The 16,657-nt window shown below is 60.6% G+C and carries 17 protein-coding genes; 10 read left to right on the forward strand and 7 right to left on the reverse strand.

Features of this window, described 5'->3' with window-relative positions; genetic code table 11:
- Positions 1–138: 138 nt before the first annotated feature.
- The 3 genes from GQ39_RS13195 to GQ39_RS13205 form a co-directional block, all read right to left on the reverse strand.
- Positions 139–624 carry a hypothetical protein gene (locus GQ39_RS13195; protein WP_047530455.1) on the reverse strand — a complete coding sequence of 162 codons (486 nt, stop codon included), beginning with the start codon at positions 622–624 and terminating at the stop codon, positions 139–141.
- A 482-nt stretch (positions 625–1,106) separates the two neighbouring features.
- Entirely contained in the window at positions 1,107–1,616 is a 510-nt protein-coding gene (gene mug / locus GQ39_RS13200; RefSeq protein WP_047530458.1) for a G/U mismatch-specific DNA glycosylase, read from the reverse strand.
- Complete coding sequence (locus tag GQ39_RS13205) at positions 1,609–2,235, reverse strand: TetR/AcrR family transcriptional regulator (protein WP_047530460.1); 627 nt, start codon at positions 2,233–2,235, stop codon at positions 1,609–1,611. The genes mug and GQ39_RS13205 overlap by 8 nt, the downstream gene beginning before the upstream one ends.
- Positions 2,236–2,494: 259 nt before the next feature.
- On the opposite strand from GQ39_RS13205, the gene GQ39_RS13210 reads away from it, so the two are divergent.
- The 5 genes from GQ39_RS13210 (at position 2,495) to GQ39_RS13230 (ending at position 8,639) form a co-directional block, all read left to right on the forward strand.
- The gene (locus tag GQ39_RS13210) at positions 2,495–3,613 is read left to right on the forward strand and encodes an HlyD family secretion protein (RefSeq protein ID WP_047530462.1); all 1,119 of its coding nucleotides are present in this window, start codon (positions 2,495–2,497) and stop codon (positions 3,611–3,613) included.
- Positions 3,613–5,109: a DHA2 family efflux MFS transporter permease subunit gene (locus tag GQ39_RS13215; RefSeq protein ID WP_047530465.1), complete on the forward strand. Its 1,497-nt coding sequence runs from the start codon at positions 3,613–3,615 to the stop codon at positions 5,107–5,109. The genes GQ39_RS13210 and GQ39_RS13215 overlap by 1 nt, the downstream gene beginning before the upstream one ends.
- A gap of 19 nt (positions 5,110–5,128) precedes the next feature.
- Positions 5,129–6,601: an efflux transporter outer membrane subunit gene (locus tag GQ39_RS13220; RefSeq protein ID WP_047530468.1), complete on the forward strand. Its 1,473-nt coding sequence runs from the start codon at positions 5,129–5,131 to the stop codon at positions 6,599–6,601.
- Positions 6,602–6,680: 79 nt separating this feature from the next.
- On the forward strand, positions 6,681–7,631 hold the full coding sequence (locus tag GQ39_RS13225; RefSeq protein ID WP_047530471.1) for an aldo/keto reductase: 951 nt from the start codon (positions 6,681–6,683) through the stop codon (positions 7,629–7,631).
- A gap of 63 nt (positions 7,632–7,694) precedes the next feature.
- Positions 7,695–8,639: a LysR family transcriptional regulator gene (locus GQ39_RS13230; protein ID WP_047530474.1), complete on the forward strand. Its 945-nt coding sequence runs from the start codon at positions 7,695–7,697 to the stop codon at positions 8,637–8,639.
- Between the two features lie 44 nt (positions 8,640–8,683).
- Here GQ39_RS13230 and GQ39_RS13235 read toward each other — a convergent pair whose 3' ends face one another.
- The 3 genes from GQ39_RS13235 to GQ39_RS13245 all read right to left on the reverse strand — a co-directional run bounded on the left by GQ39_RS13235 (position 8,684) and on the right by GQ39_RS13245 (position 11,146).
- Positions 8,684–8,944 carry a DUF2790 domain-containing protein gene (locus GQ39_RS13235; RefSeq protein ID WP_047538854.1) on the reverse strand — a complete coding sequence of 87 codons (261 nt, stop codon included), beginning with the start codon at positions 8,942–8,944 and terminating at the stop codon, positions 8,684–8,686.
- Between the two features lie 205 nt (positions 8,945–9,149).
- The gene (locus tag GQ39_RS13240) at positions 9,150–10,490 is read right to left on the reverse strand and encodes an ATP-binding protein (protein ID WP_047530477.1); all 1,341 of its coding nucleotides are present in this window, start codon (positions 10,488–10,490) and stop codon (positions 9,150–9,152) included.
- Positions 10,487–11,146 carry a response regulator transcription factor gene (locus GQ39_RS13245; protein WP_047530480.1) on the reverse strand — a complete coding sequence of 220 codons (660 nt, stop codon included), beginning with the start codon at positions 11,144–11,146 and terminating at the stop codon, positions 10,487–10,489. Before GQ39_RS13245 ends, GQ39_RS13240 begins: the two co-directional genes overlap by 4 nt.
- A 132-nt stretch (positions 11,147–11,278) precedes the next feature.
- On the opposite strand from GQ39_RS13245, the gene GQ39_RS13250 reads away from it, so the two are divergent.
- From GQ39_RS13250 to GQ39_RS13270, 5 genes are all read left to right on the forward strand, one after another.
- Positions 11,279–11,602 carry a PepSY domain-containing protein gene (locus tag GQ39_RS13250; RefSeq protein WP_047530483.1) on the forward strand — a complete coding sequence of 108 codons (324 nt, stop codon included), beginning with the start codon at positions 11,279–11,281 and terminating at the stop codon, positions 11,600–11,602.
- 88 nt (positions 11,603–11,690) lie between these two features.
- The gene (locus GQ39_RS13255) at positions 11,691–12,161 is read left to right on the forward strand and encodes a DUF2271 domain-containing protein (RefSeq protein ID WP_047530486.1); all 471 of its coding nucleotides are present in this window, start codon (positions 11,691–11,693) and stop codon (positions 12,159–12,161) included.
- 25 nt (positions 12,162–12,186) lie between these two features.
- Positions 12,187–14,367, forward strand: coding sequence for a PepSY domain-containing protein (locus GQ39_RS13260; protein WP_047530488.1), 2,181 nt, complete (start codon positions 12,187–12,189; stop codon positions 14,365–14,367).
- Entirely contained in the window at positions 14,351–15,322 is a 972-nt protein-coding gene (locus tag GQ39_RS13265) for an FAD:protein FMN transferase (RefSeq protein ID WP_047530491.1), read from the forward strand. Before GQ39_RS13260 ends, GQ39_RS13265 begins: the two co-directional genes overlap by 17 nt.
- A 64-nt stretch (positions 15,323–15,386) precedes the next feature.
- The gene (locus GQ39_RS13270) at positions 15,387–16,088 is read left to right on the forward strand and encodes a VIT1/CCC1 transporter family protein (protein ID WP_047530493.1); all 702 of its coding nucleotides are present in this window, start codon (positions 15,387–15,389) and stop codon (positions 16,086–16,088) included.
- A gap of 76 nt (positions 16,089–16,164) precedes the next feature.
- Here GQ39_RS13270 and GQ39_RS13275 read toward each other — a convergent pair whose 3' ends face one another.
- On the reverse strand, positions 16,165–16,581 hold the full coding sequence (locus tag GQ39_RS13275; protein ID WP_047530496.1) for an organic hydroperoxide resistance protein: 417 nt from the start codon (positions 16,579–16,581) through the stop codon (positions 16,165–16,167).
- Positions 16,582–16,657 lie beyond the last annotated feature (76 nt).

Below are 16,657 nucleotides of genomic sequence, written 5' to 3' on the forward strand. Positions count from 1 at the left end.
ACCCACACCGTCGTCCCCCCTGCACTTTATTCTGCACAACTAACCCGCATCACGTTCAACTAATCAAACGCCATTTAGATTCACTAGATCAACTTTAACTAAATCCCCATCAAACCTCTGCATCCTGGCCGACCGAACTTATACTTTCCGTCGATTCGCAACCATGATGAAACCAAATAGCGCGGAAGAAAATAACCAGGCGACCGCCGATAGCGGTACCGCCTTCGGCTGATCAGAAACACCGGTCAAACCCGTGTCCTGGCTAGTCAAGTTTACCGCGACCCGGTCGTTAGCACTCGCCGTCATTAAACCGTCGCAAGATGAAACGTTGACACTTTCCGTCGAGCCGGAATGATGAGTGACACTGCTGAATTTAGCCGATTGAGTGCCATCGAAATAGACATCGGTCACCAATGAAGGCACGCCAAGGCCGTTTCCAAAAGTAAGTAGTTCGCTACCGGAAGCCTCTTCGGGACCCGCACCGACTTGCGACCTTAATGAATCGCAAGCGTTACTCATGCGATTATATTCATTGACAAAAGTGGTCGCCTGCGCATTAAAAACCGCCGCACCATTAACGAGCATCAGAGCCAAAACGGATTTAATGACAAGTGTCGGACGCATAGGAGAGCCTCCCTGCACAGAGGTGATTCTTTTTTTGGATGGAGGTGTTTTTCTTCGGCTTAAATTGAGCGTATAAGCACATAGCCAGTACGTCAATAGCTCGTCACGATAATAAATATAAATAAAAACCGACGGAGAATGGCGTCAAATAATCGACAGAATAAACGGCTCCGTCGCCAGACAAATGAACTGTTTGCCCGGCGATCGCCCCGCCTGGAGCATTCATCAGCAACAAGAAGCGCTCTCAAATAACTTTATTGTTATCTTCTCGAAAGTTAGCGATGGTTTCGAAAATAAACATCAAGATTTCCGTAGGTTACATGAGAAGCGATAACGCTCAAGTCGCCATAAAAAGTTGCCGTTTCCCCTCACTCCGGCCTGTAGCAACTCCACTGTTCGATGCCGTATCCCGCCTGTCAAAGCCTGTTACGTTCGTCGGCTGAGTGGACGGCGGAAAACCGACGCGGACCTTCTTGCCTGGATCATAGACCTGATGCCAATTTGAGCTGGCGGTACGCCTCCACCAGCTGATCGAGGGTGAACGCGAGATTTCGGCCACTGGGATTGGGCAGAACCCAGACCGCGGCATGGCCGAAGGTCTTGGGTTGGAGCCCCCAGGCAACGTCTCGCTGGCCCGATAATGCGCAATACGCCGCCTTACCGAGAAACGCCACGAATCGTGGCGCATAGCGCGTGATTTTCTGCTCGAAGGCCGCAGCGGCCGCAGTGAACTCATGGAAGGACAACTGATCGGCACGCGCCGTTGGCCGTTCCACCACCGCCGTCAAACCACATCGGTACTGCAGGATCGTCCGGTCGTTTTCCGCACGCACCTCCTGCGGCGTGAAACCGGCAAGATGGAGTGTGCGCCAGAAGCGATTGCCGCGACCCGCAAAATGATGCCCTTGGGCCGCGGCCGTCATGCCTGGATTGATCCCGCAGAAAATCACGGCAAGGTGTTCGGCCAGAATATCTTCAAGTCCTTCACCCACCGCAGATCACGCTGACCGCATTGCGTGCCAGCTCCGTCAACTCCTCGCGGGATTTGCCCGCCCGGGCACGAATCGAAATGCTGTGCAAAAGAGACGCCGCGAGAACGGCAAGCGCTCCGGTGTCGACATCGCTTCTCAATTCGCCGCGATCAATGGCCACGCGCAGACGCGCTTCCAGATCGGCATCGAGCCTGCTGAGACGATCGGAGAGAACGTCGCGTATTTCCGGGTCCTCCACCGCTTCGGTTGTCGCCGTGCCGATTGCGAAACAGCCACGGGGCTGACCCTCGCCCGAAAAGTAAATCGACAACTGCCCCTCATAAAACCGCGTCAGCGCCTCGCGCAAGGTCAGTGCGGGGTCCGTCAACGCTTCGTGCATGGACGCCACGGCGAACTCCCAATACTGCTCAAGCGCCTTGATGTACAGCGAGTGTTTGTCGCCGAACGCCGCATAGAGGCTTGGGCGATTCATGCCTGCCGCAGTGGCGATGCTGTCGAGCGAAGCGCCGGAATAACCGGTGCTCCAGAACACACCAAGCGCTTGCTGCAGCGCTGTCTGCGGGTCATAGGCGCGAGGCCGGCCCCGGCCTTTGCTCTCTGGAACTTTATTTTGTGCCATGTCGTACAAAATCCTTGAATGAAGGTGAGTGCAGGGATATTCTTACACCATCGCACAAAATTAAGGAACCAAAAGTTCCTCGGCGTCAGGTTTGTTCAAGCGAGGCTCGAACCGGGTATTGCAGCGACGAAACAGCGGCAGCGGAGCCACCCTCCCCACTGCCCACCGGTTGGCTTTCTCACGGCAATTATTAACGTCAGGGCCGCAGGCGATTTTTGCAGCTGTTAGCCCGACTTCCCGGTTAAAGGTGCATTCGATCATGACTAAACAGTTCGACATCCCGGCTTCCCAAGCCATTGAACACCCAGGACCGGCCAAAAAGCCGCTCAAGGAAAAACTGCGCCCATGGCTGATGCTCGGCGTACCCGCCCTCTTCGCGGTGGTGGGTTACACCCATTACATGGCCGGCCAGCCTTTCGTTTCGACCGACAACGCCTACGCCCGGGTGGCAAAAGCTTCGATCAACGCACGGGTTTCCGGGCAAGTGATCACTATCGCGGTCGAGGACAATCAGCAGGTTCATAAAGGCCAGGTTCTGTTTCAGATAGATCCCAAGCCTTTCCAGATCGCGGTCAACCGTGCTGAAGCCCAGTTGAGTGTGGCACGGCTGCGCATCGACGGGCTCAAGGCCAGCTACCGGCAGCAGCAAGCTGAATTGCAATCGGCCAAAGAGTCGGCCGAATTCGATCAGCGCGAATTTGCCCGGAAAAAAGCGCTGGTCGCGTCCGAGTTCGTTTCACGGGCCATTTATGAGCGCGCCGATACCGACGTCAAAGTCTCGCGGCAACGCATTGCCTCGATCGAACAGCAGATCGCCAGCACCGTGGTCGCCTTGAACGGCAACCCGAATATCGAAGTCGACAGTCATCCCAGCGTTCGCGAAGCCAAGGCGCAGCTCGACGAAGCGCAGTTGTATCTCTCCTACGCCACGGTGTATGCGCCGGATGACGGCATCGTGGCCAAGGTCGACGACCTGCAGGTCGGCAACTATGTGAACAACGGTACGCCAGCGTTTGCACTGATATCCGATCACGAGATCTGGGTGGAAGCCAACTTCCGCGAAACGGAAGTCACCCATATGCGCCCCGGCCAGGAAGCGACCATTCGCATCGACACCTACCCTGATCACCTGTTCAAGGCCCATGTCACCAGCATGAGCCCTGGCGCCGGATCGGACTTCGCCCTGCTGCCACCGGAAAATGCCACCGGCAACTGGGTCAAGGTTGTCCAGCGGGTGCCGGTTCGTCTCGAACTGGACGAAGTGAACCCCGACCTGCCGCTGTATTCCGGCACCAGCGCCACGGTCAAGGTCGACACGGGCCACAGCACGCCATGGTGGCAGCCGCTTAAAGCACTGTTGACCGCAGGTAACTCCTGATGAACGCCAACGCGATTGCAACCCCGCAGGACGGTGGTGCGCGCTCGCTCAGGTTCGCCGCGCTGCTAGCGACCTACATGCAGTCGGCGAACCTGCCCTTGCCGAACTCGGCACTGCGGTTTATCCAGGGCAGCCTGTCGATGACCGACGACCAGGCCGGGTGGATATTCACCGCGTACCTCGGTGCCAGCGCCATCACCCTGCCGCTTGCACAGTGGCTTGCCGGGCGATTTGGCGTGAAGCTCGTGTACCAGGCCGCGATCGTTCTGCTCATCGTGGGCTTGTGGCTCGCCACGGCTGCAACGACGCCACTGGAATTCGTCGGCGCGCGGATCGTTCAGGGCATTGCCAGCGGCGTGTTGGGGCCGCTCTCCATGGGGATTTCCCTGGAGACGCTGCCACCGGCACGGCGGCCGAAATTTGGCGCGGTGTTCACGGCCGTTGTGCTCCTGGGCATTGCCACCGGCCCGACGGTCGGCGGTTGGCTCAGCGAATACCACGGCTGGCGCTCGATGTTCTACGCCAGCATTCCGCTGTCAGTGTTCATCTTTCTGGTGGTGGCACTGCTGCTGGCGGAGAAAAAGGCCGAGACAAAACCGCCGTATGACTTCTTCGGCTTCGGCACCTTCACCCTGAGCATGATCGGCCTGCAAATGCTCCTCGACCGGGGTGAGCGCCTGGACTGGTTTGCCTCGACCGAGATCTGGATCGAAGCGATCGCTTTTGTGCTGGGGATGTACCTGTTTGTCGTGCACGTCCTGACGACCAAGGTGCATTTCATCAACAAGAGCCTGCTCAGGGATCGCAACTTCGTGCTGTCGACGGTGATCTTTTTCGCCCTTGGCTTCGTGCTGTTGTCGACCATGGCCCTGACCTCGCCAATGCTGGACGAAATTCTCGGCTATCCGCCCGTCACCACAGGCTTGATGACGCTGCCACGCGGTGCGGGGCTTGTCGGGTCGTTCATCCTGATGAGCCGTTACTCCGATCGATACGACCAACGCCTGTTCGTGGCGGCGGGCATTGCACTGGTGGCGTATGCCAACTGGATGATGCTCGGTTATTCGCCGTTGATGGACTGGTCGCCGGTGGCGATTGCCGGGGCCATCCAGGGGATCGGCCTGGGCATCCTGATGCCGTCGATCAGCAAAGTGGCGTTCAACACCCTCGATCCCAAGTTACGTCCGGAAGGCACCGGTTTCTTCAATCTGATGCGCGCTTATGGCAGCACCCTGGGCGTTGCGGTCGTGCAGTTGTACTTCTTCAACAATACCCAGGCGATGCACATGGCGCTGGCCAGCAACCTGACGCCTTATCGCGCCGCTGCGCATTCGCTGGTGTCGGCCCCCTTGCCGGCGCTGGCGGGGCTCAACGAAATGATCACCGGCCAGGCCGCGTTCATCGCCGTGCTCGACCAGTTCAAGATTTTGATGGTGGTGATGCTGGTGGTGAGTCCGCTGGTTGTCTTTCTTCGTAAACCCGTTTCGACCAACTAGTTTTCGTGGAGTGTGCCAAATGAAATCCCGTCATCTGTTCCCGACGAAAATCAGTGCGCTGTCGACCCTGATCTTCCTGTCCGCCTGCACCGTTGGCCCTGACTTCAAGTCCCCTGACCCCAGCACCTCGCAGCACTATGACCAACAGGCCGAGCAGCGTCTTGGCCAGGGCCGCAACAAGCCCGGTGAACAACGCATCGAACTGGGTAAAAAGGTCGGCGGTGAGTGGTGGTCAGCCTTTCGCTCGCCAAAACTCGATCAGGTGGTGCGCCGTGCCATCGACGGCAATCTTGAACTGGTAGCCGCCGACGCCACGATCCGCCAGGCCGCCTCCTCTGTCGCCGCGGCGGAGGGCGCCCTGTATCCGCAAGTCGATTTCGGTGCCCAGGCGGGCCGCGCACGGACGCACAATGCCAAGGACCCTTCGATCTCCAACTTCTATGCGATTGGCCCGCGGGTGGGTTTCGACCTTGACGTGTTCGGCGGTAACAAGCGCCAGGTCGAAGAACAGCAAGCCTTCACCGATCTGCAGAAGCATCGCTACGAAGCGGCGTACCTGACCCTGACCGGCGATGTCGCCAGCCAGGCATTGCTGGTGGCCTCGGCCAACGCGCAGATGCGTGCCGTCGAGAAGCTGCTGGCCAACGACACCAAGAACCTCGAACTGGTGCGCATGGCCCACGCCAATGGCAGCACCACACAGATCGATGTGTCGCTGGCCGAAACCCGGCTCGCTCAAGACCGCACGCTGTTGCCCCCCCTCGCCCAGCAACGCGATTCGGCTCGCCATGCGCTGTCGGTCCTGACCGGCAAAGGCCCCGCTGACTGGATCGCGCCGGACTTCGATCTGGCCGAGTTCGCCTTGCCGTCCAACGTGCCCGTCAGTTTGCCCTCGGAAATGGCCCACGACCGGCCGGACATCTTGCAGGCGGAGGCTGAACTGCATATCGCCAACGCGGCCGTTGGCGTGGCCACGGCCAACCTCTATCCCCATGTCACGCTGTCCGCGTCACTGGCGCAGGCCGCCTCGGGCAACGGCGGCGCAGCGCTCTGGGGCTTCGCCGCGGGCATCGCCGGTCCGATCTTCGATGGCGGCACGCTCAAGGCTGAGCGTCAGGCTGCGATTGATGGCTATCAGGCAACGCTCGCCGGCTACCAACAGACCGTCATCACGTCGTTCGGCCAGGTCGCGGACACCTTGCAGGCCATCAACCACGACGCCGAGGAAAACCTCGCCCAGGAAGATGCATTGCGGGCCGCCGAGACCAGTTTGCGCCTGAACCAGCAAGCCTACGCACAAGGCGAGAACAGCATCCTCCAGGTACTGGAAGCGGAGCGTGCCTATGAACAGGCGCTGCTGGGGCAGATCCGGGTGAAGACCGCGCAATACCTCGACACCGTGCGTTTGTTTGTCGCGCTCGGCGGTAACTCCGTCGGCGTGTTCGAGCAACGACTGGCCTCTCGCGACGAACGAAAACCTTCATACCAGTAGCGCCGCCGCGCATTCATGAACACTTAAACGAATGGTCACTTGCCCATGCGGCCGTGGCCCCAGGCACTGGAGTAGAGACATGTCTTACGAACCCATTTTCGATGCACTTCGCGAAACCCGGTTTCCCCTGATCAACGGCTCCGGCGACATACCGGCCGTTGGCTTCGGTACGTTGTTCAAGGATCTGAGCGTGACCACCCAGGCGATCACACACGCACTGGAAACAGGCTTTCGCCATTTCGATTGCGCTGAACGTTATCGAAATGAAGACAGGGTCGGCGTGGCCTTCAAAGCGTTCCTGGAGACAGGCAAGGCCCGGCGCGAAGACCTGTTCATCACCACCAAACTGTGGAACACCAACCATCGTCCCGAGCGGGTGTTGCCCGCGTTCGAGGCCAGCTGCCGGCGCCTGCAAGTCGACTACATCGACTGCTACCTCATCCATACGCCCTTTGCCTTCCAGCCCGGCGACGACCAGGACCCACGAGACGCATTCGGGCATGTCATCTACGACGGCGGCGTGACCCTGATAGAGACCTGGCGGGCAATGGAGCGCCTGGTGGATGAAGGCCGGTGCAAGTCCATTGGTTTGTCCGATATCACCCTGCAAGCCTTAAAAGAGATCGTCGCCCAGGCGCGGATCAAACCCGCCGTGGTGCAGGTCGAGTCCCACCCTTATCTGCCCGAATGGGAACTGCTCGAATTCTGTCAGGCCCACGGAATCATCGTTCTGGCGTTTGCGCCACTGGGCCATGGCATGGAGCCGAACGTGCTGGAAGACGAGGTCATTACCGGCATTGCCCGGCGTCTGCAAAAGAGCCCGGCGCAAGTCGCACTGGCCTGGTCGGTACAGCGCGGCGTCGCTTTTCTGACCACTTCTGCAACACTGAGCCATATTCGCGAGAACTTTGATATTGCGACCCTGCCCCATCGGGCCATGCATGAAATCCGTCAGGATATTACGACGCGGATACGCTTCAATTCGGTGGTGGAAACCGGCGTACCGGGATTCATCCCGCGCAAGAAGTAACACGCGACGAGGGGCGGCCCGGTGCCGGGCCGCCCTTTTCTACGTTTCTGTGAGGTGAAAACGATGGATGTTCTCCAGACCATGCGCTTCTTTACGGCCGTCGCCCAGAGCGGCAGCTTTACGGCGGCGGCGCTGCTGTTGGACACCACCACGACTAACGTTTCCAAAGCGGTTTCCAGCCTGGAGGCCAGGCTGCACACGCGCCTGATCAACCGCACGACCCGCCGCCTGGCGTTGACCGAAGCCGGGATACGCTATTTGCAGCGCTGCGAGAAAATCCTCGAAGAGATCCGTGAAGCCGAAGAGGAAGCCGGCATCGCGCAATTCGATCCCAAGGGCAGGCTGAAAATTCACGCGATGTCAGCCATCGGCAATCATTACGTAATCGACGCGATCGCCCGCTACAGGGAAATTCATCCTTCGGTATTGTTCGATCTGACACTGACCAATCGACTGCCGGACATGATCGAAGAAGGCTATGACATGTCGATTGTGCTGGCGCGGGAGCTGCCCGATTCGGGGTTTGTGGCTCAGCGGCTTGGCACGACTTACAGCATTCTCTGCGCGTCGCCGGCCTACCTGAACAAACGCGGAACGCCCGACTCGCCGGGTGCGCTTCATGCTCATGATTGTCTGAGAATCGTCAACACGGTCATGCCGGTTGAAAACTGGGTATTCGAGGGGCCTGAAGGCATGGAGACGATCAATACGCCCGAGTCGTCCTTTCACGTCAACACCGCCGATGCCATGACTGTCGCCCTCACCACCGGAATGGGGATCGGTGTTCAGCCTATAGCCTCCGCCGTCGCCGGACTCAGGGCCGGCACGCTGGTGCGCGTACTGTCGGACTATCACTTTGAAGCGTTGAGTTTGTTTGCCATCTACCCGTCACGAAAATACGTGGACGCGAAAATAAAGACCTGGGTGGAGTTTCTTAAACACCACATCCCAAACTTGTTGGCAGCCGATGAAAAAATCGTCAGCCAATCAGAACATCGGTTTGGCTAGTGCCGCCGCAATGGAGTGTCGACCCTCCATCGTCTGCACCGCACTCAACCGTTCGAGCATCCAGCGCCCATCACTTGATACTGCAGCACGTGGCGTTGACCGCTGGAGTCTTCGTAGGTCATTTGCGCCGGTACCGGGCCACAGTCATTCGGGATATCGGTCACGGCAATGACCTTGTGAATGTCGAGTGGCGTCGAGTAGGTGTAGGGTTCAACAGGTGTGGCCGTTGCCGGGGTTTGACCCGCAAAGGCCGGCGCGCCGAGGCTGCCAAGGGCCATAAAAATCGCAACTTTTGCCAAGTTCATGATGTTCACCGTCTCGTTCAAGGTATGTTTGTTTGGACCTCGCGAACCAAGGGCCATCTACGCCCTTGGTTCAGCGGGTAGAGACGATGCTAAGTGTTTACCACTCCCCTAAATAGCTGCCTTGCGGACATACACTGTTGTCAGATTGCGCATAATGCGCCGCCGCACAGAGGTAGAGTCCGGCACTCAAACACCCGCATTCCGCTCAACCTTCGAGCGGCGCCACCACGGGTAACCAGACGCACACTTCAAAACCATCCAACCGGCCCGTCGCAGGCGAGACCAGCACCATTCTTGCGTTGACCCCTTCGACAATGGTCCTGGCAATCGCCAGCCCCAACCCTGAACCGCTGGCCTCGCTGTTGCCCCGCACAAATCGCTCGGTCAAGCGCTGCAATACCGGTTCCGGCACGGCCGGGCCACCATTGATCACCCGCAGCAGCGCCGACTCGGACAAACTCACTTCGACCGGCTGATCGGCCGCGCCGTACTTCAGTGCGTTCTCGATCAAATTGCGCAACAGGACGCCGAAGGCATCCGGGTCGATGGCCGCATACACGCTGGCCTCTGCTGGAAGCCGTAACTCGACCCTGCCTCCGCTGCTGTGGTTCCACTCATCGACCACATGGGCCAGCAGCGGAATCAGATCCTGCGGCGTTTCAGACAACAGCCCGCCGCCCTCGGCCTTGGCCAGCTGCATGAGTTTTTCCGACAGCCGCGCCAATTCGCGCAACGAGTTTTCGATCTTCGCCGCCCGCGCCCGCAGGGGGCCTTCTGGCGCTTCGTGGCGCAAGCGCTGAATCTGCGCGAGCGTCGCCGCCAGTGGCGTGCGCAGTTCATGGGCACTGTTGGCGGTAAAGCTGCGCTCGGCCTCCAGGGCCTTGCGAAAACGCTCCAGCAAATGATTGACCGCTTCGGCCAGCGGATCGATTTCCGCCGGCAGGCGCGCCACCTTGATCGGCGACAGATCGCCGACACCCCGAGCCTCCACGGCCCGCCGATAGGCCATCACACTGCGCAGGCTGATGCGCACAAACAACCAGATGCCCAAGAGGCTGATGGGGATCAGTGCCAATAACGGCAGCAACAGGGCAAACAAGGCTTCCCGTGCCGCTTCACGACGATGGCCCAAGGGTTCGGCGATCTCGATATACACCGTCTCGCGCAACGCACTGGCCCCGTACAAACGGTATTTTTCCGTCGTCGTGAAACCTTCCGCCGGTTGCTTGCTGAAGATGTCCGGGTTGGCGTCGTGGGACTGCATCAGGATCTGCCCCTTGCCATCACGGACCAGGTACGTCAGGTATTCCTTGTGGGTTTTCAGCGGGGCGACATGCTGTGCATCGCGGGGCTCTTCACGGTTGCTGATTTCCAGCACGGCCAACGGCAGGATGCGTTGCGCGGTTTCTTCCAGCGCGCTGTCGAACGCCTCGTTCAACTCATGCTGCACCACCAGCCAGGTGCCAACCGTCGCCCCCAGCCAGAGCAGGGTCATGCCCAATGTCAGTCCGATGCCCAGGCGCTTCTGCAGGCTTGAAGACTTCATGCGGACATCAGCCGATAACCCATGCCGCGCACGGTTTCAATCAGGTCACGCCCAAGTTTCTTGCGCAGCCGGCTGATGTAGACCTCGATGGTATTGCTCTCGATTTCAGCGCCAAAGGCGTAGAGCCGCTCTTCGAGTTGCGACTTGGACAACAACGCGCTGGGCCGCTGGACGAAGGCCTCGAACAATGCCCATTCACGCGCCGTCAGGTCCACGGTCACGCCTGCTCGCTGCACCGTGCGCGCACTGATGTCGACCTGCAGCTCGCCCAGTTTGATTTGCGGGTTGGGGTTGCCGCTGTAGCGCCGGGCCACCGCCGCCACGCGGGCGGACAGCTCGAACAGGTCGAACGGCTTGACCAGATAGTCATCGGCCCCGGCATTGAGACCGGCGATGCGGTCGGAGATCTGATCCTGGGCGGTCAGGATGATCACGGGGGTCACATCCCCGGCCGCGCGCTGCTGGCGCAAAAAATCCAGCCCACGGCCGTCGGGCAGCATCAGGTCCAGCAGGATCAAGTCATAAGGCGTGGTGCGCACACTGTTGCGCGCGTGCTCAAGGCGCTGCACCCAATCCACGGCATGGCCATCGTCGGCGATCTGCTCGCGCACCGCATCCCCCAGCCCCGGTGCATCCTCGACCAATAAAACCCGCATCTGGCACCTCCTGTGATGGTTGACGTATAGCACCTTAATCGCCGCACCTGACGCGAATCTGAAGATTCAGCTGGTTGTCAGGATTGTGCTTTAGGGTATGCCACAGACGCCGCCAACGGCAGGAGACAGATCATGAAATCAGGTTTTATTGCCAGTGCCGTGCTGCTGAGTCTTTCGCTCAGTGGTTATGCGGTGGCCGACGAAGACTGCAGCGACCCGGTCTCCGACTGGCAGCCGCGCGAAACGTTGCGCCAGCAGGTTCAGCAGCAATTTGGCTGGAGCGTGCAGCGCATCAAGGTCGACGACGGCTGTTACGAAATCCGCGGCCTGGATCGCAAGGGCAACGCGATCGAAGCCAGTTACTCACCGGCATCCCTGCATCTGCGCAAGCTGGAGATCCGCTTCAAGGACGACGGCGATGCCGGGGATTACCTCGCTCACCCCGTTACCGAATGACGACCTGCCGAGCATTTATTCCCGGGTTTCAGGTTGCTGTCAGCAAGCAGGTTCAGGCTCTCGACCTGACGATCAAAAGGACATTCCCATGAAAAAGATCATTGCAGCTACATGCCTCGCCGGCGCCATTGCCCTGCCGGGCCTCGCCCAGGCCCGGGAAGTCACCCTGACCACTCAACTCAAGGACTACAGCGGTAATGGCGCCTACCTGGCGATTTACGTCACCGATGGCAATGGCCAATACCAGAAAACCCTCTGGGTCGCCGGCAAAAAGGCCAAGTACTACAAGCACTTGGGCGATTGGGCCCGCGGTAGCGGGATGAACCCGAGCGAGTTTGACGGCGTCAGCGGTGCCAGCGTCGGCAGCGGACGCACGCTCAAAGTCAGCGTTGAACTGGCGGATACGTTGATCGATGCCGGTTACCAGATCCGAATTGACAGCGCCGTCGAAGACAAACGTGACGTTCGCGCCGATGTCAGTGTCCCGCTGACCTCCAAAGGCGCCGGCAAGCCGGCAGCCGGCAGCACCTACGTCGAGTCCTTTACCTACGATCTGTAGCACCTGCCCGATCCGGAGGCTGAACATGCTTCGCCAGCTCCATTCGCTACCCGGCCTGATCGCCGCCCTGTTGGTCATGATTCTGGCCTTGAGCGGCGCCATGCTGTCGGTCGACCCGGCCCTGGAACGTCTGCATCAGGCGCCGGTCGCCATCGGTCAACTCAACGTCGGCCAACTGGCCGGACGCGTTGCCAGCCACTTCTCCGGCGTGGAGCAGATTCAACGCAGCGCGTCCGGGACCGTGATCGTCTACTACAACCAGAACGGTCAGGCCGGTGCCGAAACGGTCGATCCCCTGACCGGCCAGGGCCTTGCGCCCTACCAGCCTTCCGCCTTTTCACGCTGGATGAAAGACCTGCACCGCTCGCTATTCCTCGGTACGCCGGGGCACGGCGTGGCCGGTGCGGGCGCATTGTTCATGTTGATGCTGTCGGTGTCCGGGGCGCTGTTGCTGGCCCGACGCCTGGGCGGCTGGCGTAACCTGTTGCGGCCCATTCGTGGCAACTTCAGTCAGCGCTGGCATGCCGAAGTCGGGCGTCTGGTGCTCGTGGGCCTGATGCTCTCGGCGCTGAGCGGGACGTTTCTGTGCGCCACCACCTTCGAATTGATTCCGGATGGCAGCGCGATTGAACCGGCGTTCCCCGCCCATGTCAGCGCCGGGCCGGCCATGCCGGTGGCCAACCTGCCGGCCTTGCGCAACGTCGACTTCAATGACCTGCGCGAACTGGTCTACCCCAGCCCTGGCAACCCGCGGGATGTGTATTCCCTGCGCACGGCCAAGGGCGACGGTTATGTCGATCAAGGCAACGGCGCTCTGCTGTCCTATCAAGCCCATGACTCGACGCGTGCGCTCTACGAATTGATTTACCAATTGCACACCGGGCAGGGCCTCTGGTGGCTGGGCCTGTTACTCGGGATTTGCGCCCTGAGCGTGCCTTTAATGAGCGTTACCGGGATTCTATTGTGGTGGCGCCGCCGCAAGGCCGGCCCGAACATCCGCCACAACAGCCCCGCCCATTCGGCCGACAGCGTGATTCTGGTCGGCAGCGAAAGCAACAGTACCTGGGGCTTTGCCAAGACCCTGCACGACACCTTGCACGCCGCCGGACACACCGTGCACAGCGCGCCGATGAACAGTTATGCGAACAACCTGGGACATGCCCGACAAGTGTTCATCCTGACCGCGACCCACGGCGATGGCGACGCGCCGTCTTCGGCCTCGCAGTTTCTGGCGCGCCTGGCCAAGAACGGCCTCAAGCCTGGCCAGCCGTTTGCGGTACTGGGTTTCGGTGATCGCCAATTTGCCCGGTTCTGTCAGTTCGCTCATCAGGTTGAAGCGGCGATGCTGCAGGCCGGCGGCACACCGTTGCTGGCGCTGGAGACCATCAACCGTCAGTCCTCCCAGGAGTTCAGCCGTTGGGGCCAGAAACTGGGGGCTGCCATGGGCCAGGAGCTGTCGCTCAACCACATCCCCGACCGGCCGCGCACCCATCAATTGGAACTGGTGGAACGCATCGCCTACGGGCAACAGGTCAACGCACCGACCCACGTTCTGCGCTTCAAGGCCGTGGGCGACCTGCCGTGCTTCGAGGCCGGCGACCTGGTGGGCATCGTACCGCCAGGCAGTGCCGAGCCACGGTTCTATTCCCTGGCCAGCAACTCGGACGACGGCATGCTGGAAATCTGTGTACGCAAACACCCGAGCGGTGTCTGCTCCGGCTTCCTCCATGAGCTGCCCGAAGGCGCACCGATCCAAGCCTTCATCCAGCCCAATCCGCATTTCCGGCCAGCCTCGGGCAAACAACCGGTGATCCTGATCGGTGCCGGCACCGGTATCGGGCCATTGGCCGGTTTTATCCGCAACAACAAGGCCCGCCATCCGATGCATCTGTACTGGGGCGGGCGCCATCCGGCGTCGGACTTTCTCTACGAGCCGGAGCTCAACAGCTACCTGGCGGACCGTCGCCTCACCCGACTGCGGGCGGCGTTCTCTCAGGTTCAGGATCGCAGCTACGTGCAAGACCGGCTGATCAGCGATGCGCTGGCCTTGCGTCGCCTGATTGAAACAGGCGCCCAGGTCCTGGTGTGTGGCAGTCGCGAGATGGCCAAAGGCGTGATGCACGCCCTGGATGAAGTATTGGCCCCCCTCAACCTGAGCGTGCTGACGCTCAAGGCACAAGGACGCTACCTTGAAGACGTCTACTGAATTGCAACGCTACAGCCTCAACGGCGAGACCATGGGCAGCCGTTACACCGCCCTGTTCTATGCAGAGCCGGATTTGTCGACCGAGGCCATCCATCACAGCCTTGCACGCGCCGTCAGCCGGGTGGACCAGCAAATGTCCACCTGGAAGCCGGACTCCGACCTCAATCGCCTCAATGCCGCACCCGAACAGCAATGGGTATCCGTGCCCAAGGAGCTGGCCACGGTGCTGTCCACGGCACTGCGAATTGCAGAGCAATCGGGGGGCGCCTTCGATATCGCCGTCGGTGATCTGGTGCAAGCCTGGGGATTCGGCCCCGGCGAGCCGAACGTCAAGCAACAGCGCCTCGATACGCCGGTGCCGTCTGTGCGCACCTCGGCCAGTGCGGCGCTGGTGGTTGACCCGCAACGCAATCAAGTGCGCAAACGCGCACCGCTGACCCTGGATTTGAACGGCATCGCCAAAGGCTTCGGCGTCGATGAACTGGCCCGTTGCCTGGAGGGCTGGGGTATCACCCACTATCTGGTGGGCATCGATGGCGAGATGCGCGCCCGGGGTGTCAAACCCGGGGGCCAGTCATGGGTCGTGGCGCTTGAAAAACCCAACCGGGGCGTGCGCGAAGTGATGGGGGTGATGGAGCTTGGCGACGCGGCCATCGCCACCTCGGGCGACTATCGGCACTGGGTCGATGTGGCAGGTCAGTCTTATGCGCATACCATGAATCCGGCAACCGGAGCCCCGCTGTGCAACCCGCTTGCCGCCGTCACCGTGATCGCCGCCAACTGCATGCTTGCCGATGCCTGGGCCACGGCGCTGATGGTGCTGGGTGAAATCGAAGGTCCGCGACTCGCTCAAGAACGCGGGATGGATGCCTTGTTCGTGTTGCGCGACGGTGAGCAGTTCAAGGAAATATCGATTGTCGGCGGCAAACGGCAGGCGCAGATTGAAACGCGCTGAAGCGGCGGGTCGAAGCTCCTGCCGCCTGCATTGATCCATCTCCTGACAGTGAGTCCACCCTACGATGAAATTCATGCACAGGCATACCGAGTCTCACCGAAGTGATCGAATTGGCTGGCTTCGTGCCGCCGTGCTGGGGGCCAACGACGGGATTGTCTCCACCGCCAGCCTGCTGATCGGCGTCGCGGCCGCCAGCGCCAGCCATTCCACCCTGCTGGTGACCGGGATGGCGGGATTGATGGCCGGTGCCATGTCCATGGCTGCGGGTGAATACATCTCCGTGCACTCCCAGGCCGATACCGAACAGGCAGACCTGTCGCGCGAACGGGCAGAACTGGCCAGCGACCCGAAAGCCGAGCACATCGAACTCGCCAACATTTACATGCATCGGGGTGTCTCACCGGCACTGGCCCATCAAGTCGCCGACCAATTGATGGCCCATGACGCGTTGGGCTCCCACGCCCGAGACGAACTGGGCATCAGCGAGACCCTGACCGCCAAACCCGTGCAGGCAGCCCTGGCCTCGGCCGCCAGCTTCGTATCGGGTGCCGCCTTGCCGCTGGCCGTGACCTTTGTCGCGCCGGAGCACAGCGTGGGCTTATGGATAGCGCTCATGTCGCTGGTGTTTCTCGCCGCCTTGGGGGCCATTGCCGCCAGGGCTGGCGGTGCCAGGGTCCTGATCGGCGCCTGGCGAGTGACCTTTTGGGGCGCTCTGGCCATGGGGGTGACCGCCCTGGTGGGGCGTTTGTTCGGCGCGGTGGTCTAGCGCGCCATACGCGCATCAAACAACGGCGCCCCCTCAGCCAAAGGGGGCGCCGTTGTTTGTGGGGCTCTTATTCACCTCAGACAAGCTTGACCGTAACGTTGATGTTGTTGCGCGTGGCTTTTGAATACGGGCAGTACTTGTGCCCGGTGTCCACGAGTTTCTGCGCGGTCTCGCGATCCAGCCCCGGCAGGCTGACATTCAGCCGCGCCTGAAGCAGGTAGCCACCTTCATTGGTGCCCAGGTCGACTTCGGTATCGACGGCCACGTCCTTGGGCAGTGCAACCTTCAGCTCCTTGGCCGCCACGCCCATCGCGCCAATGAAACAGGCTGACCAGCCGGCGGCAAACAATTGCTCGGGGTTGGTGCCACCGCCCGCCGCGCCCGGAGACGACAGCTTGATATCCAGAATGCCGTCGGAGCTGCGGGAGGCGCCGTCGCGACCACCCGTGGTGTGGGTCTTGGCGGTGTACAGTACTTTGTCGAGCTGGGTCATGATGATCTCCTGATTGAAATGTGGTTTATGCACCGTCAGGTGAATCAGAAAAACGGCCTTGCGGCCTGATACCCGT

The sequence above is a fragment of the Pseudomonas sp. 11/12A genome (assembly GCF_000800055.1).
Lineage (GTDB): Bacteria > Pseudomonadota > Gammaproteobacteria > Pseudomonadales > Pseudomonadaceae > Aquipseudomonas > Aquipseudomonas mohnii.

What these genes read in the sequence shown, in the direction of transcription:
- GQ39_RS13275 (WP_047530496.1), bottom strand. Translation starts at nt 16,581, where the DNA reads ATGACCCAGCTCGACAAAGTACTGTACACCGCCAAGACCCACACCACG.
- GQ39_RS13255 (WP_047530486.1), top strand. Translation starts at nt 11,691, where the DNA reads ATGAAAAAGATCATTGCAGCTACATGCCTCGCCGGCGCCATTGCCCTG.
- GQ39_RS13235 (WP_047538854.1), bottom strand. Translation starts at nt 8,944, where the DNA reads ATGAACTTGGCAAAAGTTGCGATTTTTATGGCCCTTGGCAGCCTCGGC.
- GQ39_RS13230 (WP_047530474.1), top strand. Translation starts at nt 7,695, where the DNA reads ATGGATGTTCTCCAGACCATGCGCTTCTTTACGGCCGTCGCCCAGAGC.
- GQ39_RS13225 (WP_047530471.1), top strand. Translation starts at nt 6,681, where the DNA reads ATGTCTTACGAACCCATTTTCGATGCACTTCGCGAAACCCGGTTTCCC.
- GQ39_RS13260 (WP_047530488.1), top strand. Translation starts at nt 12,187, where the DNA reads ATGCTTCGCCAGCTCCATTCGCTACCCGGCCTGATCGCCGCCCTGTTG.
- GQ39_RS13195 (WP_047530455.1), bottom strand. Translation starts at nt 624, where the DNA reads ATGCGTCCGACACTTGTCATTAAATCCGTTTTGGCTCTGATGCTCGTT.
- GQ39_RS13245 (WP_047530480.1), bottom strand. Translation starts at nt 11,146, where the DNA reads ATGCGGGTTTTATTGGTCGAGGATGCACCGGGGCTGGGGGATGCGGTG.
- GQ39_RS13205 (WP_047530460.1), bottom strand. Translation starts at nt 2,235, where the DNA reads ATGGCACAAAATAAAGTTCCAGAGAGCAAAGGCCGGGGCCGGCCTCGC.
- GQ39_RS13210 (WP_047530462.1), top strand. Translation starts at nt 2,495, where the DNA reads ATGACTAAACAGTTCGACATCCCGGCTTCCCAAGCCATTGAACACCCA.
- GQ39_RS13215 (WP_047530465.1), top strand. Translation starts at nt 3,613, where the DNA reads ATGAACGCCAACGCGATTGCAACCCCGCAGGACGGTGGTGCGCGCTCG.
- GQ39_RS13240 (WP_047530477.1), bottom strand. Translation starts at nt 10,490, where the DNA reads ATGAAGTCTTCAAGCCTGCAGAAGCGCCTGGGCATCGGACTGACATTG.
- GQ39_RS13270 (WP_047530493.1), top strand. Translation starts at nt 15,387, where the DNA reads ATGAAATTCATGCACAGGCATACCGAGTCTCACCGAAGTGATCGAATT.
- GQ39_RS13250 (WP_047530483.1), top strand. Translation starts at nt 11,279, where the DNA reads ATGAAATCAGGTTTTATTGCCAGTGCCGTGCTGCTGAGTCTTTCGCTC.
- GQ39_RS13220 (WP_047530468.1), top strand. Translation starts at nt 5,129, where the DNA reads ATGAAATCCCGTCATCTGTTCCCGACGAAAATCAGTGCGCTGTCGACC.